The following is a 22,452-nucleotide window of genomic DNA, read 5'->3' as shown; positions in this document are numbered from 1 at the left end:
CCCCTCACCTTCGCCCCGCCGCCCGCCGCGGACGCGTCCGCCGGGAAGAAGGGCGGCAAGGCCGCGAAGGAGGACCTGGAGGCCACCGTCAAGGAGCGCATCGCCCCGCGAAAGCGCGCCCCCACGGAGGACACCCTGGGCTCGCCCGCCGACTTCGCCGAGGAGCCCGCCCTCTCACGCAGGGACCTGCCGCGCCCCCGGGGCCGCTTCACCCGCGTGGAGGCGCCGCGCGCGTCCTTCATGGAGCTGACGCGCCTGACCGGCAAGCCCGTCGTGGAGGCCGCCATGGAGGCCGCCGACCACCGCTTCGCGCTGCTGCGGGCCCTGTCCCAGCGCTTCAATGGCGCGCGGGGCGAGCTGACGCAGGTGGATCTGGAGAACGTGCTCCGGGACCACGGGCTGATGGATGCGATGGTGGAGAAGGAGCGCCGCCAGGTGCTGGACGGCTTCACCACCCAGCGGGGCGCCGCCGGCCGCGTGGCCTGGGCCCTGGGCCTGAGCCCGTCGGAGCTGCAGCGGCTGGTCTCCATGCTGTCGCTGACGGAGGACGTGGAGGCCCTGCGCGAGCGCTTCCGCCGCGAGGCCCTGGCCACGCCCCACCTGACGCACCGGCTGGACCTGCTCGGGCGCGAGAAGTACCTGACCGACCTGGGCATCCAGAAGAAGTTCGCCGACACGCTCCGCAAGGAACTGGAGCGGCTCGTCGGCGACGTCCTGCACGATGCCGGAGACCTGCACGAACTGGCGGATGCCGTTGCCCGCAAGCACGGCGCCCCGTCCGAGCTCGTCTTCCGCGCCTTCGAGCGATTGGGACTGGCGGATGGACTGCGCAAGCAGTTGCTGGCCGGCTCCCGCTGACTCAACACCCTGACGAGGCACTGAGAACCATGCCCATCTACGAGTACTCCTGCCAGAGCTGTGGAAAGATGATCGACGTGCTGCAGAAGATCTCCGACCCTGCCCCTGCCACGTGCAGCGCGTGCGGCGCCGAGGGGTCGATGACCAAGGTCGTCAGCCGCTCGAGCTTCGTCCTCAAGGGCGGGGGTTGGTACTCCGACCTGTACAGCTCCACCAAGAAGGACGGCAGCAGCTCGTCGTCGAGCAGCAGCTCCTCCTCGTCGTCGAGCGCGGCCTCGGCGGCCAGCAGCGCGCCCAGCACGCCCGCTCCGGCCCCCGCGCCGGCGGCCTCCGGCGACAAGAAGTAGCCCCCGGCCCGCGCCCACCCGGGCCGGGCCCGCCGAAAATTCGCTCCGGGCATGGGAGCGGCGCACACTCACGCCCCGTGCCCTTCCCCCCCTCCAAGCGTCCTCCCCGTCAGTGCGCGCTGTGTGGCCATCCAGAGCTGACGGACACCCGCGGGCTCGGCCGTTTCCTGCTCGTCGCGGATCCTCATGGCCGCGGCCCCATCTGCCCGCCCCAGCGCGGATGCCGCGGCGGCAAGCGCGAGGCGATGGAGCCATCCCCGCTGACGCAGCCGGCCCGGTGAGCTAATCAGGACACCTGCCGCGCCCTGTCCCCGCGGAGGTGCCATGCCGCTCGCCTCATTCCGAATCCTGTCCCTGTCCCTGCTGACCGCGCTTGGCGCGGGCTGTGCGTCCCAGACGCGCATGCCGCCCGAGGCGCGGACCTCCCTCAACCAGACGCTCTCCGGCCCGGAGGCGGAGCAGTACCTCCGCGTCTCCAGCAACGTCACGCCGCTCTTCGGAGACGCCTCCAAGCGCCTGCTGACGCCCTACGCCCCCGAGGACGTCCGGCTCCTCGACGACACGAAGGGCGCCCCCATCAACCCGGGCGCCGTGGAGCGCGTGCTCCCCGCCGGGACGAAGCTGCGCATCACCCGCGTGGAGTTCCCTACCTCCTGGGTCATCACCGAGCGCGTCCTCTACAGCCCGCGCGCCTGGCCCTGGGTGTACCTCACGGAAGCCGGCGCCCCCGCCAACGCGCCGCCGCTCATCCTGGTGATGCCGCCCAACCTGGAGCGTCCGGAGGACTTCCGCACGGAGCTGGAGAAGTACCTGTCCGCGCGGGACTTGAAGCCCACCCTGGACGCGCTGCCGCCCGCGGTGCAGGAAGCCGTGCGAGAGAAGCGACTGGTGGCCAACATGTCCATGGACGCGGCCCGCATGGCCTGGGGCCCGCCGGAGACGGTGCGGCGCTCCCTGGAAGGCACGGCCAGGCACGAGGAGTGGATCTACCCCGGTGGCCGCCGCCGCGCCTTCTTCACGGACGGACGCCTCGCGCGCGCCGAGGAAGGCGGCAACCCGGTCGCCCCCTGAGCGGACCTCGGTGAGCGCCGGCTAACGACGGCGGCGCTTGCCACCACCACCCCGGCTGCCACCACCGGACTTGCGCGCGGCCTGGGCCTCTCCCGGGCGCGTAAGCCGGGGAAGGTCGCCGGCCATCACCGGCCAGAAATCACCCTTCTGCAGCTCGGCCACCAGTTCGGCCTGCGTCTGCACCGGCCGCTTGAAGAGCGTGGCGCCCCGGCCGACCTCGTCGAGCGAGCCCCGGGCGTCACTGCCTCCCACACAGGGAAGCTTCAGCGCCGCGGCGGCCTCCACGGCCAGGTCATTGGACGTCTGCTTCACCCGGGCGTTGTAGCCCTCCACGGCGCTCAGCACGCCGAGGGAGCGGATGAAGTCCATGGCCGGATTCTGCGAGTCCCGGTCATAGGGCCGCGCGGCGACGATGGCGGCGCCCAGGGCCTTCACCTTGGGGAGGCACTCGGCGGCGCTCCAAGGCTTCTCGCGGTTGCTGCCCCACATCTGCACCGGCTCCGGGGCCAGCTCCGGCTTCGGGAAGAAGCACAGGTACTGTCCACGATCCGTCACCAGCTCCAGCCCGACGAAGACCTTGAGCTTCGACTTCGCGCCAATCTCGAAGAGCTCGTCGCAGCCGTCCTGGGTGTTCGTCTCGGTGAAGGCCACACCGTCCAGGCCGAACAAGGCGGCCCGCTCCAGCACGGCGCGAGGGTCCAGCTCGCAACCCTTGGACAGGTGGGAATGGGCGTGCATGTCGATGAGCATGGGCGCTGCTCCCTAACAGGCTCCCCCGAGCCCTGTCGAGCCTGCAACGCCCTGCCCGCGGCTCAGGCGAACGCGTAGGACTGGAAGGTACCCTGGGTGGCCTGGGTGTTCTTCTCCTCGTAGGTGCGGATGAGGTACCCCATCAGCATCAGCGAGGACGTGTTCTCCAGCACCCGGGACGGGTCCTTGGAGATGAGGTTCGCACTGTAATTGAGGAAGAACTGGGCCAGCTCTTCACCTGCCTCCTTGACGATGAGCGCATTCAGCGCGGAGGGCTCCATCGTCCGGATGGTGTTGATGAAGTCTACGGCCAGGTCCTTCTTGGTCTTCATGTCCACGGGCCTTCCCCCTTCCCCACTCCGCCACCACTCGCGGCCCTCTGCCACGAGCGCCCCACGCAATCCGGTGCGACCCGAGCAACATAGGCACGGGCGGGAGACTGCAAACCCCCAGGCATGGACGATCAACATCCCCACAACAGGGAAGCCGGGTTTTTGACACCCCGGAACGGCGCGTGCGATAACTTCCTATTGTCCTGAATCAGCACCGCACAAGGAGTGGCAGGCGATGTTCACGGGCGTGAAGGTCTTCTCCGCCACCAAGGCGAAGGAGCGCGAGGAGCTGGGTGAGAACGTCACCCGCTGGCTGAAGAGCAACTCCGACCTGGAGATTGTGGACCGGGTCGTGTGTCAGTCATCCGACAACGAATTCCACTGCTACACTCTCGTGCTTTTCTACAAGCACGGCAAGAGCGAGCAGGCGGCCCCTCAGTCCTGAGTGGGATGCGCCGGCGGTAGGGGGACGGCCCACCCCTCCACCGGAACATCCCAACCCGTTACTCCTGGTGGGGCACGTAGACAGCGACGCCGCGCGGCGGGACGACAAGCACCGTCTCCGTGCCGGCGAGCTGCAGCGTCTGCCCGGAGAAGATGTCCACGTAGGTGCCGCTGCTCGCGGCCAGGCTTCCCATCAACTCCAACACCACTGAGCGCTCCAGGGCGCTCCGGTTGATGGCCACCAGAGCACCCTTCCCGTTCGGCAGATCGCGCTGGAACACGTAGAGGTCGTCCTCCACGCGCAGGGTCCGCCGTGCGCCCGTCTGCAGCGCCTCGTGCGCCCGGCGCGCCTGCCCCAGCTTCCGCACGAAGTCGAGCAAGTCCCGCTCCAGCGGCGCAAGCGCGCTGCCGAAGCGCATGAAGCGGCGGTTGTCCGGATCATTCGCGCCCGGCAGGCCGACCTCGTCGCCGTAATACACCAGCGGCACGCCCGGCTGCGTCAGCACGAAGGCGAAGCCGTACTTCATCTTCTCGAAGGCCGCCGGATCCGTCACCGCCGTGGACGGGCGGTTGGGACCGAAGGGATCACTCCCTCCCTCGTGCAGTTGCCCCGCGGCCTGGGAGATGAAGCGCGCCACGTCGTGGTTGCCCAGGAAAGGCGAATTGAGCGTTCCCGGCACATAGGCCTCCTCGTTGGCGCGCACGGCGTCGTCCACACGCTGCAAGCCCTTGCCGTCCGCGAAGGCCTCGCGCACGGGCCAGTACAGGGGGAAGTCGAACTGGCCGTCGAGTTCGCGTGGGCTGATGTAACGGGCAATCTGTGGGCGCCCATCCGTGAAGACGTACGTCTCGCCCACCAGGTAGAACTCGGTGCCCGTCATCGCGGTGATGTCATTCAGCTTCCCGCGGATCGTGCGCCCGGCCACCTGCTCCATGTGCTTCACCGCGTCCATGCGGAAGCCGTCGAAGTCCGCCTGCTCCAGCCACCAGAGCGTGTCCGCGGCGAACTGGTCCACGAAGTCCGACGAGCGCCAGTTGAAATCCGGCAGGTAGTCCGTGAACTTGCAGGTGAGGCGCTTGGCGTCCCAGTCGCAGTCCTGCGTGCCACACACGCAACTGGCGGCGGTGTTGAACCAGCCGTCCCGCGCGTGGTTCGCCCAATACGGGTGCTCCTCGTGGACATGGTTGAGCACCAGGTCGGCGATGACGCGGATGCCCCGCTTGTGCGCGGCCGCCGTGAGCGCGCGCAGCTCCTCCAGCGAGCCGAAGCGATGCTGCGTCTCGCGAGGCTTCGACGGCCAATAGCCGTGATAGCCGGTGTAGTACTTGCCACCGGTGCCGATGAAGCGGCCCTCGGGGTTCTGATCCACGGGGGAGATCCACAGCGTGCGGATGCCCAGCGCGTCGAAGTACCCCTCCTCCAGCTTCTGGGTGATGCCCGCGAAGTCCCCGCCAAGATAGTTGGCGATGGGGTCCACGTCCGCCACCGGCGCGTCGTTCTCCCGCCGACCATTGTGGAAGCGGTCCGTGAAGGCGAAGTACATCAGCCCCGAGTCCCAGCGGAAGCGCTCCGGCTCCACCCAGAACGGCAGGTAGAGCGACTCCGCCTCGCGGCCCTGGCTGTCCTTGGCCACCACCTTCACGTGGTGCTTGCCCTGCTCCAGTCCCTGCACGTTCAGGGTGAAGCGGCCGGTGGCGGCGTCATATGCGTCCGGCCGGGGCGTGCCGTCCAGCGACAGCACCATTCCATCACCTGCCGGGCCAGCCTTGTCCGTCCCATCGAGGTAGGAGACAGACACGTCCAGCGAGCCCTCGGGCGTCACCGTGAAGCGGTTCAGCTCCAGCACGGGCTGGCGGCAGTCCGGGACGATGACGCGCGAATATTCCTCCGCGCGAACCCAGCGCGAGTACGGGTTCTCCGGGTCCATCTCCTGCTTGTCGCCCACCACGAAGCGGTAGCCGTAGGCGCGCGGCTCCAGCCCTTCCAGGCGGAGCGTGAACACGCCGTCACCCCGGTCGGTCATGGGCTGAGACAGGGAGGCGAAGTTGTTCCATTCCCCCATGACCTGAACAGTGCCCGCCACGGACTGCTGCGGTGCGTAGGTCAACGTCACGTCGCAGGTCCGGACTGGGATGGAGTCAGACTCGCCACATGCGGCTGCCGTCAGCAGCGCAGGGAGCGTCAGGCGTCGGGGAAGGCGGAAACGCTTCATGCGAGCCCCCTTGTACGGGAGGCTCGCTCGCTTTTCCAAGCCCCTGGCGGGGAGCCGGGGGCTCCAATGCGTCGAATCGTGGACGCCCGACCTAGCGGGCTTCGTATTCCTGCAGAATGCGCAGGACGGTGCTCGCGAGCGGATGGTCCGACGGGGCCAGCTCCAGGAAGCGGTGGTAGTGGCGAGCCCCCTCCTCGATTCGCCCCAGCTTCACCTCCACGGCCCCCAGCAGCAGGTAGCACTCGGCGTTGCCGGGCTCGAGCCGGGCGCACTCACGAGCGGAGTTCCGCGCGTCGGTGTACTTCCCCTCGCGCTGGAGGGCGCGCCCGGCGGTGAGCACCCGGTGCGCGGGCCCCACCGTCACCGGCGACACCGCCAGGGCGTTGCCCGCCTCGCCCAGCAACACCACCTGGGCCTGCCGCGTCTGTCCTCGAACGCCCGTGCCAGCCGCGTGAACGACCTTGCCGCTCCGCGCCCCGGAGACCGGACGCGCCATGCTGGAACGCCCGGCCGCGACCTCGACTGCGTCATCCGGCGTGTCGGCGCTTCCCGACACCTCGTCATCCGCGTTCTCGACCATGGCCTCGGAGGCCCGCGGAGGCACCTCCTCCGCGGCCTGGGGCTTCGAGGGCGCGGCCACGGGAGGGGCAGGAGGCAACGTGGGCGGAATGATCCGCTGCGCCACCGGCGGCCCGGGCGCGCGCGCCTCTTCCTTGGCGGCAGCCAGCAAGTCGGAGCCCACCTGCGTCACCGCCACCACGGCGAGCACCGCGGCCACCACCAGGCCGACACCGGCCACCCACTGGGAGCTGCTGCTGCCTTCGGCGAACAGGCCCACCCGCGTCGCACGCGGCGCGGGAGCCCCCTTCTCCGCGTCGTCCACCTCGACGGGCCCGCTCTCCTCGGTGCGGTAGTCCGGCTCCAGGCCCAGCGCTGGCACACCGTGCTGCGTGGGCGCGGGCAGCGGGGGCGCCTCGCGCCAGATGGACATCTCCTCCGAGAAGGAGGCCGGCACCCGGACATCCATCCCGAGCGCCTCCAGGTCCGGGCGGTACAGCTCCCGCAGCAGGTACCCCACGGACATGGGCGAAAAGCGCGGGGTGGTCGAGTAGAGGAACCCGGCCAGGGCATCCCCGAGCGCATGGGCGGACTCGAAACGGGAATCCTTCTGGAGCGCGAGCGCCTGCTGGATGATGGCATCCAGCGCCACCGGGATGTCGGGCCGCACCTGTCGCGGCGAGGGCAGCGGCTGGCCGCTGTTCAATCGCCGCAACACCGTGTGGACCTGGCCCTCCAGCGGCAGCCGGCCGCAGAGCATCTGGAACAGCACCACGCCGGTGGCCCAGACGTCCGTGCGGGCATCCACCGCTTCCCCGCGCGCCTGCTCCGGCGAGAAGAACAGGTACTTCCCCTTCACCACGCCGGGCTCGGTGTTGAAGCTGCGCAGGGAGCGCGCCTTCGCGATGCCGAAATCGACGATCTTGACCTGCCCCTCGTAGCCGATGAGGACGTTGTCGGGGGAGATGTCGCGATGGACGATGCCCAGCGGCTCGCCCTTTTCGTCACTGCGAGTATGGGCGTAGTGCAGGCCGCGGCACATCTCCATGGCGATGAAGACGGCGATGGGCACTGGCAGGGCGTGGAAGCCGGAGCGCAGCGCCCGCTTTAGGATGCGGTTCAGCGGATGGCCTTCCACCAGCTCCATGGCCAGGAAGTACTGCCCGTCCACCTTCCCGAAGTCGAAGACCTGGGCAATGGCCCCGTGCGACAGCGTGGCGGAGATGCGCGCCTCGCTGATGAACATGGACACGAAGGCTTCGTCGTTGGCGTACTCCGGGAGCACCTTCTTGATGAGCACGGACTTGGTGACGCCCGCCGCGCCCCGGAGCCGGGCGCGCCACGTCTCCGCCATGCCGCCCTGGCCGACCCGATCTTGAAGTTCATACCGGCCGAATCGTTCTCGCGGCGCACTTGCCATCGCGGGTGACACCCCCTTTCAAACCTTACCGCATAACCCGGGAATGCGGAGGCAACCCCCCGCAAGGCGGCTGTGATATCGTCCGCGCCGTGGCGAGTCTGGGAGATGAGGACGGGGACGACGAGCTGGTCCGCACCGATGCGTTGCCGGCCATTCGTGTCCAACGGGTACGTACCCGGTTGGTGGTGTTGTCGGGTCCGGACGCTGGCCGCGACTGGCCGCTGATGCCGGGACGCTATCGCGTGGGGTCGGGCCGGGATGCGGACATCCTCCTGTCGGACCGGGCGGTGTCGCGCCAGCACCTCATCCTCGAGGTGAACGAGAGTGGCGTGCGCGCGGTGGACCCGGGCTCGCGCAATGGGTCCTATTGCGAAGGCATGCGCTTCCAGGAGCTGGAGGTGCGCACGGGCGCGGTCCTCAAGCTGGGCACCACCGAGCTGAAGCTGATGCCGGAGAGCGAGCGGCCCCGGGCGCGCCCGCTGTCCGCGCGCAGCGCCTTCGGCTCACTGGTGGGAAACAGCCGCCGCATGCGAGAGCTCTTCACGCTGCTGGAGCGGCTGTCCGCGGGTGAGTCGGACGTGCTCATCCAGGGCGAGACGGGCACGGGCAAGGAGCTGTGCGCGGAGGCCATCCACACGCACAGCCCTCGGGCCCGGGGGCCTTTCGTCATCGCCGACCTGGCGGGCATCGCCCCCTCGCTGCTGGAGAGCGAGCTCTTCGGACACGTGAAAGGCGCCTTCACGGGCGCGCACTCCGACCGCGCGGGCGCCTTCGAGCGCGCCCACGGCGGCACGCTCTTCCTGGACGAAGTCGGCGAACTGCCGCTGGAAGTCCAACCCCGCTTGCTGCGCGCGCTGGAGCGCCGGCAGGTCAAGCGCGTGGGATCCAACGACTACCGCACCTTCGACGTGCGCGTCGTCGCGGCCACGCACCAGGACCTGGAGGGCTCGGTGCAGGCCGGGCGCTTCCGTGGTGACCTCTTCCACCGGCTCGCGGTGCTCCGCGTCGGCCTTCCGCCGCTGCGGGAGCGACTGGAAGACGTGCCGCTGCTCGTCGATACGGTGCTGCAACGGATGGGACGTCCGCCCAGCGCGCTGTCGGACCAGACGCGCGCCCTGCTCGCGCAGTACCCGTGGCCGGGCAACGTGCGCGAGCTGCGCAACGTGGTGGACCGGGTGGTGAACCTGGGCGACGAGGCCCTGCCGGACATCCCGGACCTGCCTTCCCCCGCCGAGGACCCCACCACCCTGCCGCCGCCTTCGGACGACCCGGAGAGCACGCGCCCCATCTCCCTGGACCTCCCCTTCAAGGAAGCCAAGGACCGCATCATCGAAGGCTTCGAGCGCGATTACCTGCGCGCCCTCATCGACCGCTGCGAGGGCAACGTGTCCCGCGCGGCCCGCGAGGCGGGCATCGACCGCGTGTACCTGCGCAAGCTGCTGCGCAAGCACGGCCTGGACACGTCACCGGCGTAAGTGGGTGTGGGCCTCCAGGCCCCCTGCTTTCGCGGCGACATCCGCAGGATCGCGTGGCCGGATGTTTCCGGGCCGGGTCATTACGTGTCGAACGGCCCGGCATTCCAGCGGGCCCTATTCCGGGACGTGCCGACCATGACTATTCGCTCGCGCCTACGCTCGACCCTGTTGGCCCTGCTACCCATCGCCCTGCTCCCGCTGATGGCGTGTGGTAGCAACGAGGGCAAGGTCACCCTGCTTCTGACCGACGCACCGGGAGACGACATCCGCACCGCTGTCGTCACCATCTCCGAAATCTATCTGCAAGGCGGCGACGGCGAAGGTGGCCGCGTGGTGCTGCGCGATACCCCCGCCACCGTGAGCTTGCTGGAGCTCGCCAACTCCACGTCCGAACTGGTGTCCGACGCGGTGGTCCCCAATGGCGACTACTCCGAGATTCGCTTCGTCATCACCGGTGGCTACATCGAGGTGGCGAATGAGGACGGCGCGTCGACCGTGTTCGCGTCGTCAGCCGACTACGCCGGCCTGCCCGAGGGCACGCAGGTGGACGGCCAACTTCACATGCCCAGCTTCGGCACGTCCGGGCTGAAGGTGAAGTTCTCCGAGAAGCTGACCATCGAAGGCGAGCAGAAAGTGCTGCTCGTGGACTTCGACGTCGGCCAGAGCTTTGGCAAGGAAGCCGGCAACGCGGGCAAGTGGGTGATGCATCCGGTCATCAAAGCCGCCGAGGTGACGGCCTCCGGCAGCATCCGCGTGACGGCGGACACGGCCCCGACGGTGACGCTGCCCGTGGTGGACGGCCACCAGGTGACGCTGGGCGACTTCAACGCGGTGATGACGAACGAGGCGGGCAGCAGTGAGCGGCTGGCGCTGACCGACGAGGACGGCGACGGCACCTACGAGGCGGTCTTCAAGTTCCTCATTCCGGGCACCTTCACGGTGCACCTCGAGCCGCCCTCCTTCGTCAGCGCCTCCACCACGCCCGACCAGCCGGTGACGGTGGAAGTGGGTTCGGGCCGCGACGTGGCGAGCCACTTCACGATTACGGGTGCGACCCAGCAGTAGCGCGGGCGCGACCTGCACACGGTTACGTGGGGACTGGCGCGGGGTCGGTTCCCAGGGCGAGGCGTCGGGACAAGCATCCCGGCGCCTCGTTTTTTTCTGTGTCACCGACGCGTCCGCGTCGAAGGCCGCTCAGTAGACGACGAGCGCCTGCGGCGCGTGGTAGCTGACGATGGTCAGCACCGGGATGCGCGGCGCTTCGTCATCCGTCTCCGCGCCGCCCGACGTGAGGCGGACACCGTCGAAGCGCGCGAGGATGACGTAGTCGCGCCGGGTCTCCAGGAACGGGTCGGCGCTCGCCAGACGACCGAGTGCCTCGCGGCCCGTCTCGTCGGAGATGTTCTCCACGAAGCGCCGCGTGGTGTTGCGGCCGGAGCGCTCGGACGTGCTCACCGTGCCCCCGACCTGCCCTGGCCCCGTGAGCACGGACTGTCCGGCCAGGTCTCCCGAGTACGAGGTGACGGAGTCGATGCGCTCGCCATGGCCCACGACCCCGTCCGTCTGGACGGAGCTGAGGGCCTGCTCCACCAGCCACACCGTGGGACGCTCACCTTCCGAGCGCTGGTCCGCGACCTGCGCGCGCAGCAGCACGTAGCGGCCCTTGTACGTGTCCGGCCGGTCCATGGCGGAGGCCAACGAGAAGATGGGGATCTGCTTCTCCTGGAGGTAGCGCAGCTCGCCCGTCACGCTGCCACCGCGCTGGGCCACCACGCGGGCAATGAGCTTCGCGCCTTCGGGACGCACGCTCAGGTCCTGCGCCCAGGCGCGGCCCAGCAGCGCGTTGAGCTGGGTGAAGGGCGTGTGCTCGATGCAGGCCTTCAGGCCATCCCACGCCTCATCCCGCGAAGCGCCCTGGAGGCGCCGCGCGGCGGCTTCACACACGGCCGGGTTGGCGTACCGGGCGGCGAACGCCTTGGGGTCCGAGGTGGGGCTGGGCGCGGGCGGCTCCGGCGGAGGCCTGGCGACGAACACCTCCTCCTTCGGATGCGGCGCGTCCTCCGACCACGTCACGTGGGAATGCGAGGCGCCGCAGCCGGCGGCGAACGTGCCCATCAGGGCCCAGGAGGACAGCTTCCAGGAAGGACGGCGCATGGGCGGAACTCCTAGAGGGAAGCGGAGCCAGGGCTGGAAGAACGGTTGCGCTTCTGGACGGTGGGCGCGGGGTGCGCTCCGGAGCGAGGCAGCACGACGGCGCACGCATCCGCGCACCTGTCACTCAGGCACGCCTGCGTCTGGGGCGCGGTGGCCTGCTGGGCGACCTCGGCATAGCAGCGGTCCGCGGTGCCGGGGCAGTTGGCGCGGGCGGCACACTCGCAGCACGGCGAGGCCACCGTGGCCATGAACTGCACCTCTTGAAGGACGTTGGCCAGCGCGCGGTAGCAGGAGCGAGCGCCGGGAGCGAAGCGGCCCTTGGCGTCCACCACGAATGACGTGCCCTCCAGTCCGCACTGGTCCACGGCGGTGATGTAGCGCCGCTCACAAAGCGCGGTGAGCGTCGCGTCCGGGCGGCCCTCGCGGATGTTGCCCACCGCCTCCGTGCACAGCGCGCGGGCCACGTCCTGGAGGAGCTTCTTGTTGGACGCGTCCTGCGAATCGCTGGGCGCGCCCGCGGACAGGTCCGCCTCGAACACGCATTCCTTCCCAGCACGCAGGGTGTCCACGGTGCAGGACCACGCGGTGGGAGACTCATCCGCGACAGGGGGCGCCGCGAGCGCTTCGGGCGGAATCGCTGGCGCGCTGGAGTCCGGCGCCGAGCCCAACAGGAAAAGGGAGACGAGGATCGCCTTCATGGACATGGCAGGTTAGGACGGCGCCTCGCCGGGCACAAACCGGCCCGCCGCAACTGTTCCGCGAACCGCGGCGTACTCCCCTTCCCTACCTCCTCCGCGCCGAACCGACGTCCACCTCCGGACGAAGCGGAGGCCTCGGAGTCCTGGAGCATCCGCCCCGGGGCACGCATGATGGCGCCGGTTTCCTTGCAAGGGGTGGATGGTGGGACGTGCGGACGACGCGACGTGGCGGCCATATGAAGACGGGGGCTCCATCGGGTGGATGGGGACCCAGGGCGGCACCATCGCGCGGGATGAGGACTTCGGCGGCCTGGCGCGGCTCACCTACGAGCTGGATGACACCCGCTCCTTCCACGCCATCGCCTGCTCCGTCACCGGCTGGCTCCTCTACCACCGCTTCTTCGACAACGCGGCGGCGGCCACCGCCGCCTTCGAGGAGATGAAGCCCGCCTTGGAGGCGCTCCTCACGCAGCTTCCCGAAGGAGGGCCGACGTCTCCCGTGAACACCCGCCTCGCGGGGCCCCTGCTGGCGGCCTTCACCGTCCGTCATGGATAGAGAGTCCGGAGCGAAATGACCTGGCCCGTGAGCGCCATCTGGCGTTAGTGACGGGCCCGCCATGGCCTCCCAGCGCATCCACGAAGAAGACAGCTTCGAGAACGAAACCTTCGCTGACCTGAACCTCCAGGAGACGGACCTGGGCGGGAAGGAGTTCTACCGCTGCACGTTCCTCAACTGCACCCTGCAGGAGAGCCGCTGGACGAGGGCTCGGATGGAGTCCTGCGTCTTCACCGGTTGCGACCTCACGCGAGCCCGGTTCACGGAGACGTCCCTGCGCGACGTGCGCTTCGAAAGCTCCAAGCTGATGGGCATCGACTGGACGGACGTGGGCACCTTCCCCGAAGTCACCTTCGATGGTTCCAACCTGCGCTACTGCACCTTCGCGGGGCTCAGCCTGCGGAAGACGGCATTCCTGCGCTGCACGGCGCTGGAGATGAACTTCATCGACACGGACCTGTCCGAGTCGGACTTCAGCGATTCGGACATCACCGGCAGCAACTTCCGCGGCTGCACGCTCACGAAGGCGGATTTCGGAACCGCGAAGGGCGTGTTCATCGACCCCGCGCGCAACCGGGTGAAGGCCACGCGCATCCCCGTGGATGCCGCGGTGAACTTCGTCCAGACGCTCGGGCTCGTGGTGCCCGGCTACGATGAGGGCCCGAAGGCGAAGACGGAGCGCAAGAAGGGCCGCTCCTGACTGACCGGCATGGGGGCTAGGCGTAGGGGCGCAGCATCTCCAACAACGCCCCCAGCTTCTCCAACGCGAGCCGCGCACGCGTCTTCACCGTGCCCAATGGGTCTCCAGTGCGCTCGGCAATCTCCCGCTGGGAGAGTCCTTCGAAGTAGGCAAGCTCCACCACCGCCCGCTGGTCCAGAGGAAGCTGGGCCAGCGCAGCCATCACGCGAGCACGTGCCTCCCCCTGGCTGACCGCTTCGTCCGGCGCGGCGGGCGCGGCGCTGACCGGAGGCTCCTGCTGCACGGCCCCTTCCACCACGCGGGCCGCCGTTCCCTGCGCCCGCAGCCGGTCGATGGCGCGCGTGCGCACAATCGTCGTCACCCAGGCCTCCAGGCCGCCGCGTTCTGGATTGAACTCTCGGGCGCGCCGCCAGACCTCCAGGAAGGTCTCCTGCAACACCTCTTCCGCGTCAGCGTGGGTCGGCAGCAACCGCAACGCGATGGCGAAACACCGTCCGCCGCAGCGCGCGTAGACGTCGCGCATGGCCTGCGGGCTTCCCATGGCGACTTGCCGGAGGAGGGCCCGGTCCAGCGCTGGGTCGCTTGCTCGGGGCACAGCGAAGGAAGGAGGCGCCATGTTCGTCCCGGATAGCTCAAACGGCAGGGCAGTTCCCAGCTTCAAGTATCGGCAGGCGGGCACCCGGGCGCGCCGTGCCTTCCAGGGTGGGCAGTGCCCGCCCCCATCCCTAACGTTGACGAGCCAACGCGGCTGGCACGGAAGGCGTCCAGCATCGACAACAGCCGCGATTCGCCGCGAGGCAATCACAACCCAAGACCTATAAGGGCCGCCAGCCACCATGACTGAACGACTCGGAAGCGTATTCATCGAGGGAGTCAGCCCCGAGCTGGACGCTGGACGTCACGCCGTGAAGCGCGTCGTGGGAGAGCGGTGCACCGTCAAGGCGGATGTCTTCAAGGAAGGCCACGACGTCCTCGTCGCCGTCGTCCGCTGGCGCCAGGTGACACCCAGGGCGCAGCAGACCGACTGGGAGGAAGTGCCCATGCGCTTCCTCGGCAATGACCGGTGGGAAGGCGAATTCCCCCTGACGCGGAACGGCCGCTACGAGTTCACGATTGAGGCCTGGCCAGACCTCTTCCGGACCTGGACGTCCGAGCTGAAGCGCAAGGTCGACGCGGGCCGCGACGTGCGCAGCGAGTTGCTGGAAGGCGCCGCCCTGCTGGAAGGCGCCGCCGCCCGTGCCCGTACGGCGAAGCAACTGGACGACGCGCGAGTGCTGGACGAAGCGGCCGTCCGGCTGCGACAGCCCCCCTCCCCGGACCTCCTCGCCGTGGCCCTGGCCCCCGAGCTGGCCGACGTGGCCTCGACCCATCCGGACCGCTCACTGGCCCGCCGCTACGACAAGGTGTTGGAGGTCTTCGCGGACCGGGAGAAGGCCCGCTTCAGCGCGTGGTACGAATTCTTCCCGCGTTCGGCGAAGCGCGACGGCGTCACCCACGCCACGTTCCGGGACGCGGAAGGCTGGCTGCCGTACATCCAGCAGCTCGGCTTCGACACCGTCTACCTCCCGCCCATCCACCCCATTGGCCGCACGGCGCGCAAGGGCAAGAACAACAGCCTCACCGCGGCGCCTGACGACGTGGGCAGCCCCTGGGCCATCGGTGCCTCGGAAGGCGGCCACAAGGCCGTGCACCCGAAGCTGGGGACGCTGGAGGACTTCCGGCACTTCGTGGAGACGGCGCAGGCCCACGGCATCGAGGTGGCGCTGGACCTGGCCTTCCAGTGCTCGCCGGACCACCCGTACGTGAAGGAGCATCCGGAGTGGTTCCAGCACCGGCCGGACGGCACCATCAAGACGGCGGAGAACCCGCCGAAGCGCTACGAGGACATCGTCAACTTCGACTGGATGGGCCCCGCCCGTGAGTCGCTCTGGGCGGAGCTGGAATCCGTCGTCCTCCACTGGGTGAAGCAAGGGGTGAATACGTTCCGCGTGGACAACCCGCACACCAAGCCCACGCAATTCTGGGCCTGGCTCATCCGGCGCGTGCAGGAAGCCCATCCGCAGGTCCTCTTCCTGTCCGAGGCCTTCACCCGTCCCAAGGTGATGAAGGCCCTGGGCAAGGTGGGCTTCACCCAGTCGTACACCTACTTCACCTGGCGCAACTTCAAGGGCGAGCTCCAGGAGTACCTGGAGGAAATCACTCAGCCGCCGGTGTCCGACTACTTCCGCGGCAACCTCTGGCCCAATACGCCGGACATCCTCCCGGAGTTCCTCCAGAACGCGGGGCCCGGTGCCTTCCGTCTGCGCGCGGCGCTGGCCGGTACGCTCTCCTCCGTGTGGGGCATGTACTGCGGCTACGAGCTGTGCGAAGGCCGCCCCATCCCGGGCAAGGAGGAGTACACCGATTCGGAGAAGTACCAGCTGGTCGCGTGGGACCTGGACCGGCCCGGCAACATCCGGGATTGGATTGCGCGCCTCAACGCCGCGCGCCGCACGCACCCCGCGCTGCACCAGTACGGAACGCTGCGCTTCTTCTCGTCGAACAACGACCGAGTCCTCTTCTACGGCAAGCGCACGCCAGACGGCGGCAGCACGGTGCTGATGGCGGTGAGCCTGGACCCGTATGCCGCCCAGGAAGCGCTGCTGCACGTGCCCCTGGAGTGGCTGGGCGCGCGCCCTGACGAGACGTATCAGGTGCACGAGCTGATGTCGGACCAGCGCTCGCTATGGCAGGGTCCGGACGTGCAGGTGCGCCTGACGCCCGAGCAGCCCGCGGCCCTCTGGGCCGTTCACCGGTTCCGCCGTACCGAGAACGCGTTCGACTACTACGAGTGACAACCCGAGAGGCGTAATGGACCTGGATCCCCTCTGGTACAAGAAAGCCCTTATCTACGAGCTGCACCTGCGTGCCTTCCATGACTCCAATGGCGACGGCCACGGGGACATCCCCGGTCTGATTGAGAAGCTTCCGTACCTCCAGGATCTGGGCATCAACTGCCTCTGGTTGCTGCCCCACTACCCTTCGCCGCTGCGCGACGACGGCTACGACATCGCGGACTTCTACGGCGTCCACCCGGACTACGGCACGCTCGCGGACTTCCAGCGGCTGGTGGATGAGGCGCACAAGCGCGACATCCGCGTCATCACCGAGCTGGTGGTGAACCACACCAGTGACCAGCACCCCTGGTTCCAGGAAGCGCGCAGCGACCCCAACAGCCCCAAGCGCAACTGGTACGTCTGGAGCGACACCGACGAGCAGTACAAGGGCGCGCGCATCATCTTCCTGGACACGGAGCGCTCCAACTGGACGTGGGATCCGGTGGCCAAGCAGTACTTCTGGCACCGCTTCTTCAGCCACCAGCCGGACCTCAACTACGACAACCCCGAAGTGCAGGAAGCCATGCTGGACGTCATGCGCTTCTGGCTCAACATGGGCGTGGACGGGTTCCGCTGCGACGCCGTGCCCTACCTCTTCGAGCGTGAAGGCACCAACTGCGAGAACCTCCCGGAGACGCACGCCTTCCTCAAGCGCCTGCGGAAGACCATCGACTCCGAATACAAGGGGAAGATGCTGCTGGCGGAGGCGAACCAGTGGCCCGCCGACGTGCGCGTGTACTTCGGCGACGGCGACGAATTCCACATGGGCTTCCACTTCCCGGTGATGCCCCGCCTCTACATGGCGGTGCGCCGCGAGGACCGCACGCCCATCGTCGAAATCATGCAGCAGACGCCGGACATCCCGGACAACTGCCAGTGGGCCATCTTCCTGCGCAACCATGACGAGCTGACGCTGGAGATGGTGACGGACGAGGACCGGGACTACATGTACCGGGAATACGCCACCGATCCGCGCATGCGCATCAACCTGGGCATTCGCCGCCGGCTGGCGCCGCTGATGGACAACGGCCGCCGGCGCATCGAGCTGATGCACAGCCTGCTCTTCACCCTGCCCGGCACGCCCGTCCTCTATTACGGCGACGAGATTGGCATGGGCGACAACATCTACCTCGGCGACCGCAACGGCGTGCGCACGCCCATGCAATGGACGGGAGACCGCAACGCGGGATTCAGCCGCGCGGATTACGCACGCCTGTACGCGCCCGTCATCGCCGACCCGGTGTACGGCTATCAGTCCATCAACGTGGAAGCGCAGGAGCGGGTGAAGTCCAGCCTCCTGCACTGGGTGAAGCGGATGATTCGCATCCGCCAGCGCTACCCCGTCTTCTCGTTGGGGAACCTGCGCTTCCTCCAGACGGACAATCGCAAGGTGCTGGCCTTCATCCGTGAATGGGAGGGCCAGACGGTTCTGGTGGTGTGCAACCTGTCGCGCTTCGCCCAGCCCGCAGTGCTCGACATGCGTGAGTGGGAGGGCGCTGTGCCGGTGGAGCTGATTGGAGAAACCCCCTTCCCGCGGGTGAGTGAGATTCCGTATCAGCTCTCCATGGGCCCCTTCATGTTCCTGTGGTTCCGGCTGGACAGGTCCCAGCAGGTGAGGAGCCTCGAATGACAACCCTCGACTTGACCAAGCTCCCTGAGTACCTCAAGCACCAGCGCTGGTTCAGCGGCAAGGCCTGGCCCATCAAGCACGTCACGGTGATGGACCACGCCGCCGTCGAATCGGGCGGCTGCTCCTTCAGCCTCGCCGTGGTGGAGGTCATCTACGAACTGGGCAGCCCGGAGCGCTACCTGTTGCCCGTCCATCCCTCCACCGAAGGCGTGCGAGACGCGCTGGAGAGCGATGAATGCCTGCGCGGCCTCTTCGACCTCATCCGAACCGGAGGCCAGGTGGCGTCCGCGTCCGGCCGCGTGCAAGGCGAATGGATTGGCGGGCAGGACGGATTGCTCGCGCTCCCCGCGTCACCGGAGGTGCGGCGGCTGCAGGTGGAGCAGAGCAACACCTCGGTGGTGCTGGGTGAGAAGGTCATCCTGAAGATCATCCGCAAGCTGGAAGCCGGCGTGAACCCGGAGCACGAGGTAGGCCGCTTCCTCGCGACCAAGACGTCGTTCCGCGCCACGCCCACGCTGTTGGGCGCGCTGCATCTGGAAGGGGCGGCGGGCGCGACGCTCGCGGTGGCCCACCGCTTCGTGCCGGATGCGACGGACGGCTGGAAGTACACGCTGGACCGGCTGCGCCAGGAGCGCGCCGTGGGCCCGCGCTTCCAGTCGGAGATGCGCGACCTGGGCTCGCGTCTGGGCGAGCTCCACCTGGCGTTCGCCTCGGCGACCGACGAAGACCCGGCCTTCACGCCAGAGCCACTGTTGCAAGAGGACCTCCAGCGCTGGAGCGCCTCCATCGTCGGGGAGCTGGGCGTGACGCTGGCGGACGCCAGCCGGCAGAACCCGGAGCCGGAGAACCGGCGCGAGGACCTCATCGAGTACGCGAAGCGCCTGGCGCAGGTGCCGCCCTCCGGACAGAAGATTCGCATCCACGGCGACCTCCACCTGGGACAGGTGCTGCGCGCCAACAACCAGTGGCTCATCTTCGACTTCGAAGGCGAGCCCGCGCGCTCCTTCACCGTCCGCCGGGAGAAGTACAGCGCGCTGCGCGACGTGGCGGGGATGATCCGCTCGTTCGACTACGCGGAGGCGACGGTGGCGCTGGAGGGTGGCACGCCCCACGAGCGCATCAGCACCATCCGCGACGCCTTCGTCGAAGGGTACCGGCAGGTGACGCGCGGCGCGCCCTTCCTGCCCTCGGACGACGACACCTTCGACGTGATGCTGCGTGCGTTCGAGCTGGAGAAGCTCCTCTACGAAGTGCGATACGAAATGCAGAACCGGCCCGACTGGGTGCGCATCCCCCTCCAGGCCCTCTTGCGTATGGAGGCATCCAAGTGAGGAAGCCAGCCGACAAGGCCCAGGTCGACGCGGAGCTTCAGCGCGTCGTGGAGCTGAGGCATCCGGAGCCGCACTCTGTCCTCGGCATCCACCCGGATGGGGACGGCGTGGTGATTCGCGCCTTCCGCCCGGACGCCGTGGCCATCCACGTGCTGCCGGAATCCGGCGGTCGCGTCGCGATGACGCACCGGCTGGGCGGCGTCTACGAGGCCCGCATCAACGGCAAGGACCAGACGTTCAACTACTTGCTGGAGGTGGAGTACCCCGGCAAGCGCGTCTTCACGCTTCGCGACCCGTACAGCTTCCTCCCCACCCTGGGGGAGATGGACCTGTATTACGCCGGTGAAGGCCGCCACGAGCGCCTCTGGGAGCGCATGGGCGCGCACCTGCTGCACCACCACGGCGTGCGCGGCACCTCGTTCGCGGTGTGGGCCCCCACGGCGGCGGGCGTGTCCGTGGTCGGTGACTTCAACGGCTGGGACGGCCGGCTGCACTCCATGCGCCGCATGGGCTCCTCCGGCATCTGGGAGCTCTTCGTCCCCGAGGTGGGCGAAGGCACCCGGTACAAGTTCGAGATTCGCCCCGGCCAGGGCGGGCCCAACGTCCTCAAGGCGGACCCGTTCGCCTTCCGTACCGAGGTCCCCCCCGCCACGGCCTCCGTGGTGCACGACCTGGCGCGCTACACCTGGGGCGACGCGGCGTGGCTGGAGCAACGCGCGCAGCGGCGGGACGTCCATCACCAGCCGTGGAGCGTGTACGAAGTCCACCTGGGCAGCTGGCGCCGGGTGGTGGAGGACGGCGACCGGCCCATGACGTACCGGGAGCTGGCACCGGCGCTGGCCGAGTACATCAAGTTCACCGGCTTCACTCACATCGAGCTGCTGCCCGTGGCCGAGCACCCCTACGGGGGCTCCTGGGGCTACCAGGTGGGTGGCTACTACGCTCCCACGGCGCGCTTCGGCCACCCGGATGACCTGCGCTTCTTCATCGACCACATGCACCAGGAAGGCATCGGGGTGCTCGTGGACTGGGTGCCCGGACACTTCCCGCGCGACCTGCACGCCCTGGGACAGTTCGACGGCACGGCCCTGTATGAGCATGCGGACCCGCGCAAGGGCGCGCAGCCGGACTGGGGCACGCTGGTCTTCAACTTCGGCCGCAATGAGGTGCGCAACTTCCTCATCGCCAACGCGTTGTTCTGGATCGAGGAGTACCACATCGACGGACTGCGCGTGGACGCGGTGGCGTCGATGCTCTACCTCGACTACAGCCGCAAGCAGGGCGAGTGGATTCCCAACCGCTGGGGCGGCCGGGAGAACGAAGAGGCCATCCACTTCCTGCGTGAGCTGAACGAGACGGTTCACCGCAAGCACCCGGGCGTCGTCGTCATCGCCGAGGAGTCCACGGCCTGGCCCAAGGTGTCCGCGCCCGTGTCCGAAGGCGGGCTGGGGTTCGACTACAAGTGGAACATGGGGTGGATGCACGACACGCTGTCGTACTTCTCCAAGGACCCCATCTACCGGCAGTACCACCACAACCAGCTCACCTTCGGCCTGCTGTACGCGTTCAGCGAGCAGTTCATGCTGCCGCTGAGCCATGACGAGGTGGTGCACGGCAAGGGTAGCCTGTACGGACGCATGCCGGGCGACCCGTGGCAGAAGCGCGCCAACCTGCGTGCCCTGTTCGCGTGGATGTGGGCGCACCCTGGCAAGAAGCTCGTCTTCATGGGCGGTGAGTTCGGCCAGCCGGCCGAGTGGAACCACGACAAGAGCCTGGACTGGCACCTGACGCACGACCCGGGGCACCACGGCATTCTTCAGCTGGTCTCGAACCTGAACCGCATCTACCGGGACATGCCCGCGCTTCACGATGCGGACGGCGAGCCCATGGGGTTCCAGTGGCTCCAGCCGGACTCGGCCGCGTACAACGTGTTCGCGTTCGTGCGGCGCGCGCGTCAGCCAGGACGGCATGTGGTGTGTATCGCCAACCTGTCGCCAACGGTGCGTGAGAACTACCGCGTGGGCTTTCCGTTCCAGGGCCGCTACGTGGAGTTGCTAAACACGGACGCCGAGCAGTACGGCGGATCCAACCTGGGCAACATGGGCCAGATTCACACCGAGCCCACGGGCTGGGATGGCCAGCCGGCTTCGGCCACCCTCACCCTGCCCCCGTTGTCCGTGTTGTGGTTCACGCCGGGCTGAGCCAATGCCTCGACACAGGGGCGTTCGCCGCAGCATCACCGCGGACTCCCCTGCCCGCCCCTCAAAGACGACCACCAATCACAGACATTTCAATCTCAAACACAAACCAAGACACATTAAAACAACCAGACATCCGGTCAGCGAACGGGAACCAGCCAGGCACAGACCGAGCAGGCCCGTGGACTCGACACACGGGGTGCCAAAAATCACTGAACATCCAGTCAGCCAAAAGACGGCGATCAGCCATGCAGCGACACTGAACGCGCGGACATGTAGGTATTAATATTTCAGGCGGTGCCCGAATCACTGAACATCCAACCAGCTGCAAGCCTCAATCAAGGCGACACGCGACACTGAACGCGCGAACATGTAGGCATTCGCAAACAAGGCGTCACCCGAATCACTGAACATATCATCAGCAAACAGGTCGCGATCAGAGCTCCGCACGCCACTGAACACGCGCCCATGTAGGCATTGGCGCAATCGAGGGCACGCCACCCACTGAACGCGCCGTCAGTAGCGGGAGCAACCAGAGCCCGGCGTGCCACTGAAGCCCACTTACAGCGGCACCGCGATCATGAAGCTAAAAATGCCTGATAGCTCGTTCAGGTAGGCATGGCCCAGCCGACCACCGCATGACCCACTGAACATCTAGACAGGCAAACGGTCCCGATCAGCCATGTTGGGCCCCCTACCCCGATGTTCATGTAGGAACGAAGGTCTCAGGCCCCCCTGAAAATACCTGATGGTTCGTGCATGTAGGCACTACCTCACCAGGCTCCGACACATCGCCCACACACCAGGCGAGCAGGCGACGCCGCTTGCTCCCTCCTCCATC

18 protein-coding genes and 1 pseudogene are annotated in these 22,452 nt (G+C 68.1%); 12 read left to right on the top strand and 7 right to left on the bottom strand.

The annotated features are described in order from the left end of the window. From FMP39_RS14445 to FMP39_RS14435, 3 genes and pseudogenes are all read left to right on the top strand, one after another. A pseudogene (locus FMP39_RS14445) lies at positions 1-858 on the top strand (hypothetical protein); the annotation flags it as partial. A gap of 29 nt (positions 859-887) precedes the next feature. Further along, complete coding sequence (locus FMP39_RS14440) at positions 888-1,205, top strand: FmdB family zinc ribbon protein (RefSeq protein WP_141590454.1); 318 nt, start codon at positions 888-890, stop codon at positions 1,203-1,205. Positions 1,206-1,529: 324 nt separating this feature from the next. Further along, positions 1,530-2,276 (top strand): hypothetical protein, encoded by a 747-nt coding sequence (locus FMP39_RS14435; RefSeq protein ID WP_141590453.1) that lies wholly within the window; start codon positions 1,530-1,532, stop codon positions 2,274-2,276. A gap of 21 nt (positions 2,277-2,297) precedes the next feature. On the opposite strand, the gene FMP39_RS14430 is transcribed toward FMP39_RS14435, so the two are convergent. Together FMP39_RS14430 and FMP39_RS14425 are read right to left on the bottom strand one after the other, a co-directional pair. Further along, positions 2,298-3,026: a PHP domain-containing protein gene (locus tag FMP39_RS14430; RefSeq protein WP_141590452.1), complete on the bottom strand. Its 729-nt coding sequence runs from the start codon at positions 3,024-3,026 to the stop codon at positions 2,298-2,300. Between the two features lie 62 nt (positions 3,027-3,088). Next, a complete protein-coding gene (locus FMP39_RS14425; RefSeq protein WP_090492493.1) occupies positions 3,089-3,364 on the bottom strand; it encodes a hypothetical protein in 276 nt (91 codons plus the stop codon). 229 nt (positions 3,365-3,593) lie between these two features. Between FMP39_RS14425 and FMP39_RS14420 the strand changes: the two genes are divergently transcribed. Further along, positions 3,594-3,803: a hypothetical protein gene (locus tag FMP39_RS14420; protein ID WP_011553713.1), complete on the top strand. Its 210-nt coding sequence runs from the start codon at positions 3,594-3,596 to the stop codon at positions 3,801-3,803. A 58-nt stretch (positions 3,804-3,861) separates the two neighbouring features. On the opposite strand, the gene FMP39_RS14415 is transcribed toward FMP39_RS14420, so the two are convergent. Continuing rightward, a complete protein-coding gene (locus FMP39_RS14415; RefSeq protein ID WP_194858396.1) occupies positions 3,862-6,015 on the bottom strand; it encodes an alpha-amylase family glycosyl hydrolase in 2,154 nt (717 codons plus the stop codon). A 91-nt stretch (positions 6,016-6,106) separates the two neighbouring features. Beyond that, positions 6,107-7,993, bottom strand: a complete 1,887-nt coding sequence (locus FMP39_RS14410; RefSeq protein ID WP_228557988.1) for a serine/threonine-protein kinase — start codon at positions 7,991-7,993, stop codon at positions 6,107-6,109. Positions 7,994-8,082: 89 nt separating this feature from the next. On the opposite strand from FMP39_RS14410, the gene FMP39_RS14405 reads away from it, so the two are divergent. Further along, entirely contained in the window at positions 8,083-9,468 is a 1,386-nt protein-coding gene (locus FMP39_RS14405) for a sigma 54-interacting transcriptional regulator (RefSeq protein WP_141590449.1), read from the top strand. 168 nt (positions 9,469-9,636) lie between these two features. Further along, complete coding sequence (locus tag FMP39_RS14400) at positions 9,637-10,533, top strand: DUF4382 domain-containing protein (protein WP_228557987.1); 897 nt, start codon at positions 9,637-9,639, stop codon at positions 10,531-10,533. A 129-nt stretch (positions 10,534-10,662) separates the two neighbouring features. Here FMP39_RS14400 and FMP39_RS14395 read toward each other — a convergent pair whose 3' ends face one another. Together FMP39_RS14395 and FMP39_RS14390 are read right to left on the bottom strand one after the other, a co-directional pair. Beyond that, entirely contained in the window at positions 10,663-11,622 is a 960-nt protein-coding gene (locus tag FMP39_RS14395) for a hypothetical protein (protein ID WP_141590447.1), read from the bottom strand. A gap of 11 nt (positions 11,623-11,633) precedes the next feature. Further along, positions 11,634-12,320 carry a hypothetical protein gene (locus tag FMP39_RS14390; RefSeq protein ID WP_228557986.1) on the bottom strand — a complete coding sequence of 229 codons (687 nt, stop codon included), beginning with the start codon at positions 12,318-12,320 and terminating at the stop codon, positions 11,634-11,636. A gap of 199 nt (positions 12,321-12,519) precedes the next feature. Here FMP39_RS14390 and FMP39_RS14385 point away from each other — a divergent pair, with 199 nt between their 5' ends. Further along, the gene (locus FMP39_RS14385) at positions 12,520-12,876 is read left to right on the top strand and encodes a hypothetical protein (protein WP_141590445.1); all 357 of its coding nucleotides are present in this window, start codon (positions 12,520-12,522) and stop codon (positions 12,874-12,876) included. 61 nt (positions 12,877-12,937) lie between these two features. Continuing rightward, a complete protein-coding gene (locus FMP39_RS14380; RefSeq protein ID WP_141590444.1) occupies positions 12,938-13,576 on the top strand; it encodes a pentapeptide repeat-containing protein in 639 nt (212 codons plus the stop codon). A gap of 16 nt (positions 13,577-13,592) precedes the next feature. Here FMP39_RS14380 and FMP39_RS14375 read toward each other — a convergent pair whose 3' ends face one another. Beyond that, positions 13,593-14,192: a sigma-70 family RNA polymerase sigma factor gene (locus tag FMP39_RS14375; protein ID WP_141590443.1), complete on the bottom strand. Its 600-nt coding sequence runs from the start codon at positions 14,190-14,192 to the stop codon at positions 13,593-13,595. A 220-nt stretch (positions 14,193-14,412) separates the two neighbouring features. Here FMP39_RS14375 and FMP39_RS14370 point away from each other — a divergent pair, with 220 nt between their 5' ends. From FMP39_RS14370 to glgB, 4 genes are read left to right on the top strand one after another with little or no spacing between them, the layout of a single operon-like run. Further along, positions 14,413-16,410 (top strand): alpha-1,4-glucan--maltose-1-phosphate maltosyltransferase, encoded by a 1,998-nt coding sequence (locus tag FMP39_RS14370; protein ID WP_141590442.1) that lies wholly within the window; start codon positions 14,413-14,415, stop codon positions 16,408-16,410. Between the two features lie 16 nt (positions 16,411-16,426). Then, on the top strand, positions 16,427-18,082 hold the full coding sequence (gene treS, locus FMP39_RS14365; RefSeq protein ID WP_141590441.1) for a maltose alpha-D-glucosyltransferase: 1,656 nt from the start codon (positions 16,427-16,429) through the stop codon (positions 18,080-18,082). Beyond that, a complete protein-coding gene (locus FMP39_RS14360; protein WP_141590440.1) occupies positions 18,079-19,413 on the top strand; it encodes a phosphotransferase in 1,335 nt (444 codons plus the stop codon). The genes treS and FMP39_RS14360 overlap by 4 nt, the downstream gene beginning before the upstream one ends. Further along, entirely contained in the window at positions 19,410-21,614 is a 2,205-nt protein-coding gene (glgB, locus tag FMP39_RS14355) for a 1,4-alpha-glucan branching protein GlgB (RefSeq protein WP_141590439.1), read from the top strand. Before FMP39_RS14360 ends, glgB begins: the two co-directional genes overlap by 4 nt. Positions 21,615-22,452: the final 838 nt, after the last annotated feature.

It is taken from the genome of Myxococcus sp. AB056, assembly GCF_006547365.1.
GTDB classification, from domain to species: Bacteria; Myxococcota; Myxococcia; order Myxococcales; family Myxococcaceae; genus Myxococcus; species Myxococcus virescens.
This window is presented reverse-complemented; position numbering and strand designations above follow the sequence as displayed.

Bases quoted from the DNA above. Each gene is read 5' to 3' on its own strand.
- FMP39_RS14395 (WP_141590447.1), bottom strand. From the start codon at position 11,622: ATGCGCCGTCCTTCCTGGAAGCTGTCCTCCTGGGCCCTGATGGGCACG.
- FMP39_RS14390 (WP_228557986.1), bottom strand. From the start codon at position 12,320: ATGAAGGCGATCCTCGTCTCCCTTTTCCTGTTGGGCTCGGCGCCGGAC.
- FMP39_RS14415 (WP_194858396.1), bottom strand. From the start codon at position 6,015: ATGAAGCGTTTCCGCCTTCCCCGACGCCTGACGCTCCCTGCGCTGCTG.
- FMP39_RS14410 (WP_228557988.1), bottom strand. From the start codon at position 7,993: ATGGCAAGTGCGCCGCGAGAACGATTCGGCCGGTATGAACTTCAAGAT.
- FMP39_RS14440 (WP_141590454.1), top strand. From the start codon at position 888: ATGCCCATCTACGAGTACTCCTGCCAGAGCTGTGGAAAGATGATCGAC.
- treS (WP_141590441.1), top strand. From the start codon at position 16,427: ATGGACCTGGATCCCCTCTGGTACAAGAAAGCCCTTATCTACGAGCTG.
- FMP39_RS14370 (WP_141590442.1), top strand. From the start codon at position 14,413: ATGACTGAACGACTCGGAAGCGTATTCATCGAGGGAGTCAGCCCCGAG.
- FMP39_RS14430 (WP_141590452.1), bottom strand. From the start codon at position 3,026: ATGCTCATCGACATGCACGCCCATTCCCACCTGTCCAAGGGTTGCGAG.
- FMP39_RS14420 (WP_011553713.1), top strand. From the start codon at position 3,594: ATGTTCACGGGCGTGAAGGTCTTCTCCGCCACCAAGGCGAAGGAGCGC.
- FMP39_RS14435 (WP_141590453.1), top strand. From the start codon at position 1,530: ATGCCGCTCGCCTCATTCCGAATCCTGTCCCTGTCCCTGCTGACCGCG.
- FMP39_RS14385 (WP_141590445.1), top strand. From the start codon at position 12,520: ATGGTGGGACGTGCGGACGACGCGACGTGGCGGCCATATGAAGACGGG.
- FMP39_RS14375 (WP_141590443.1), bottom strand. From the start codon at position 14,192: ATGGCGCCTCCTTCCTTCGCTGTGCCCCGAGCAAGCGACCCAGCGCTG.
- FMP39_RS14380 (WP_141590444.1), top strand. From the start codon at position 12,938: ATGGCCTCCCAGCGCATCCACGAAGAAGACAGCTTCGAGAACGAAACC.
- FMP39_RS14360 (WP_141590440.1), top strand. From the start codon at position 18,079: ATGACAACCCTCGACTTGACCAAGCTCCCTGAGTACCTCAAGCACCAG.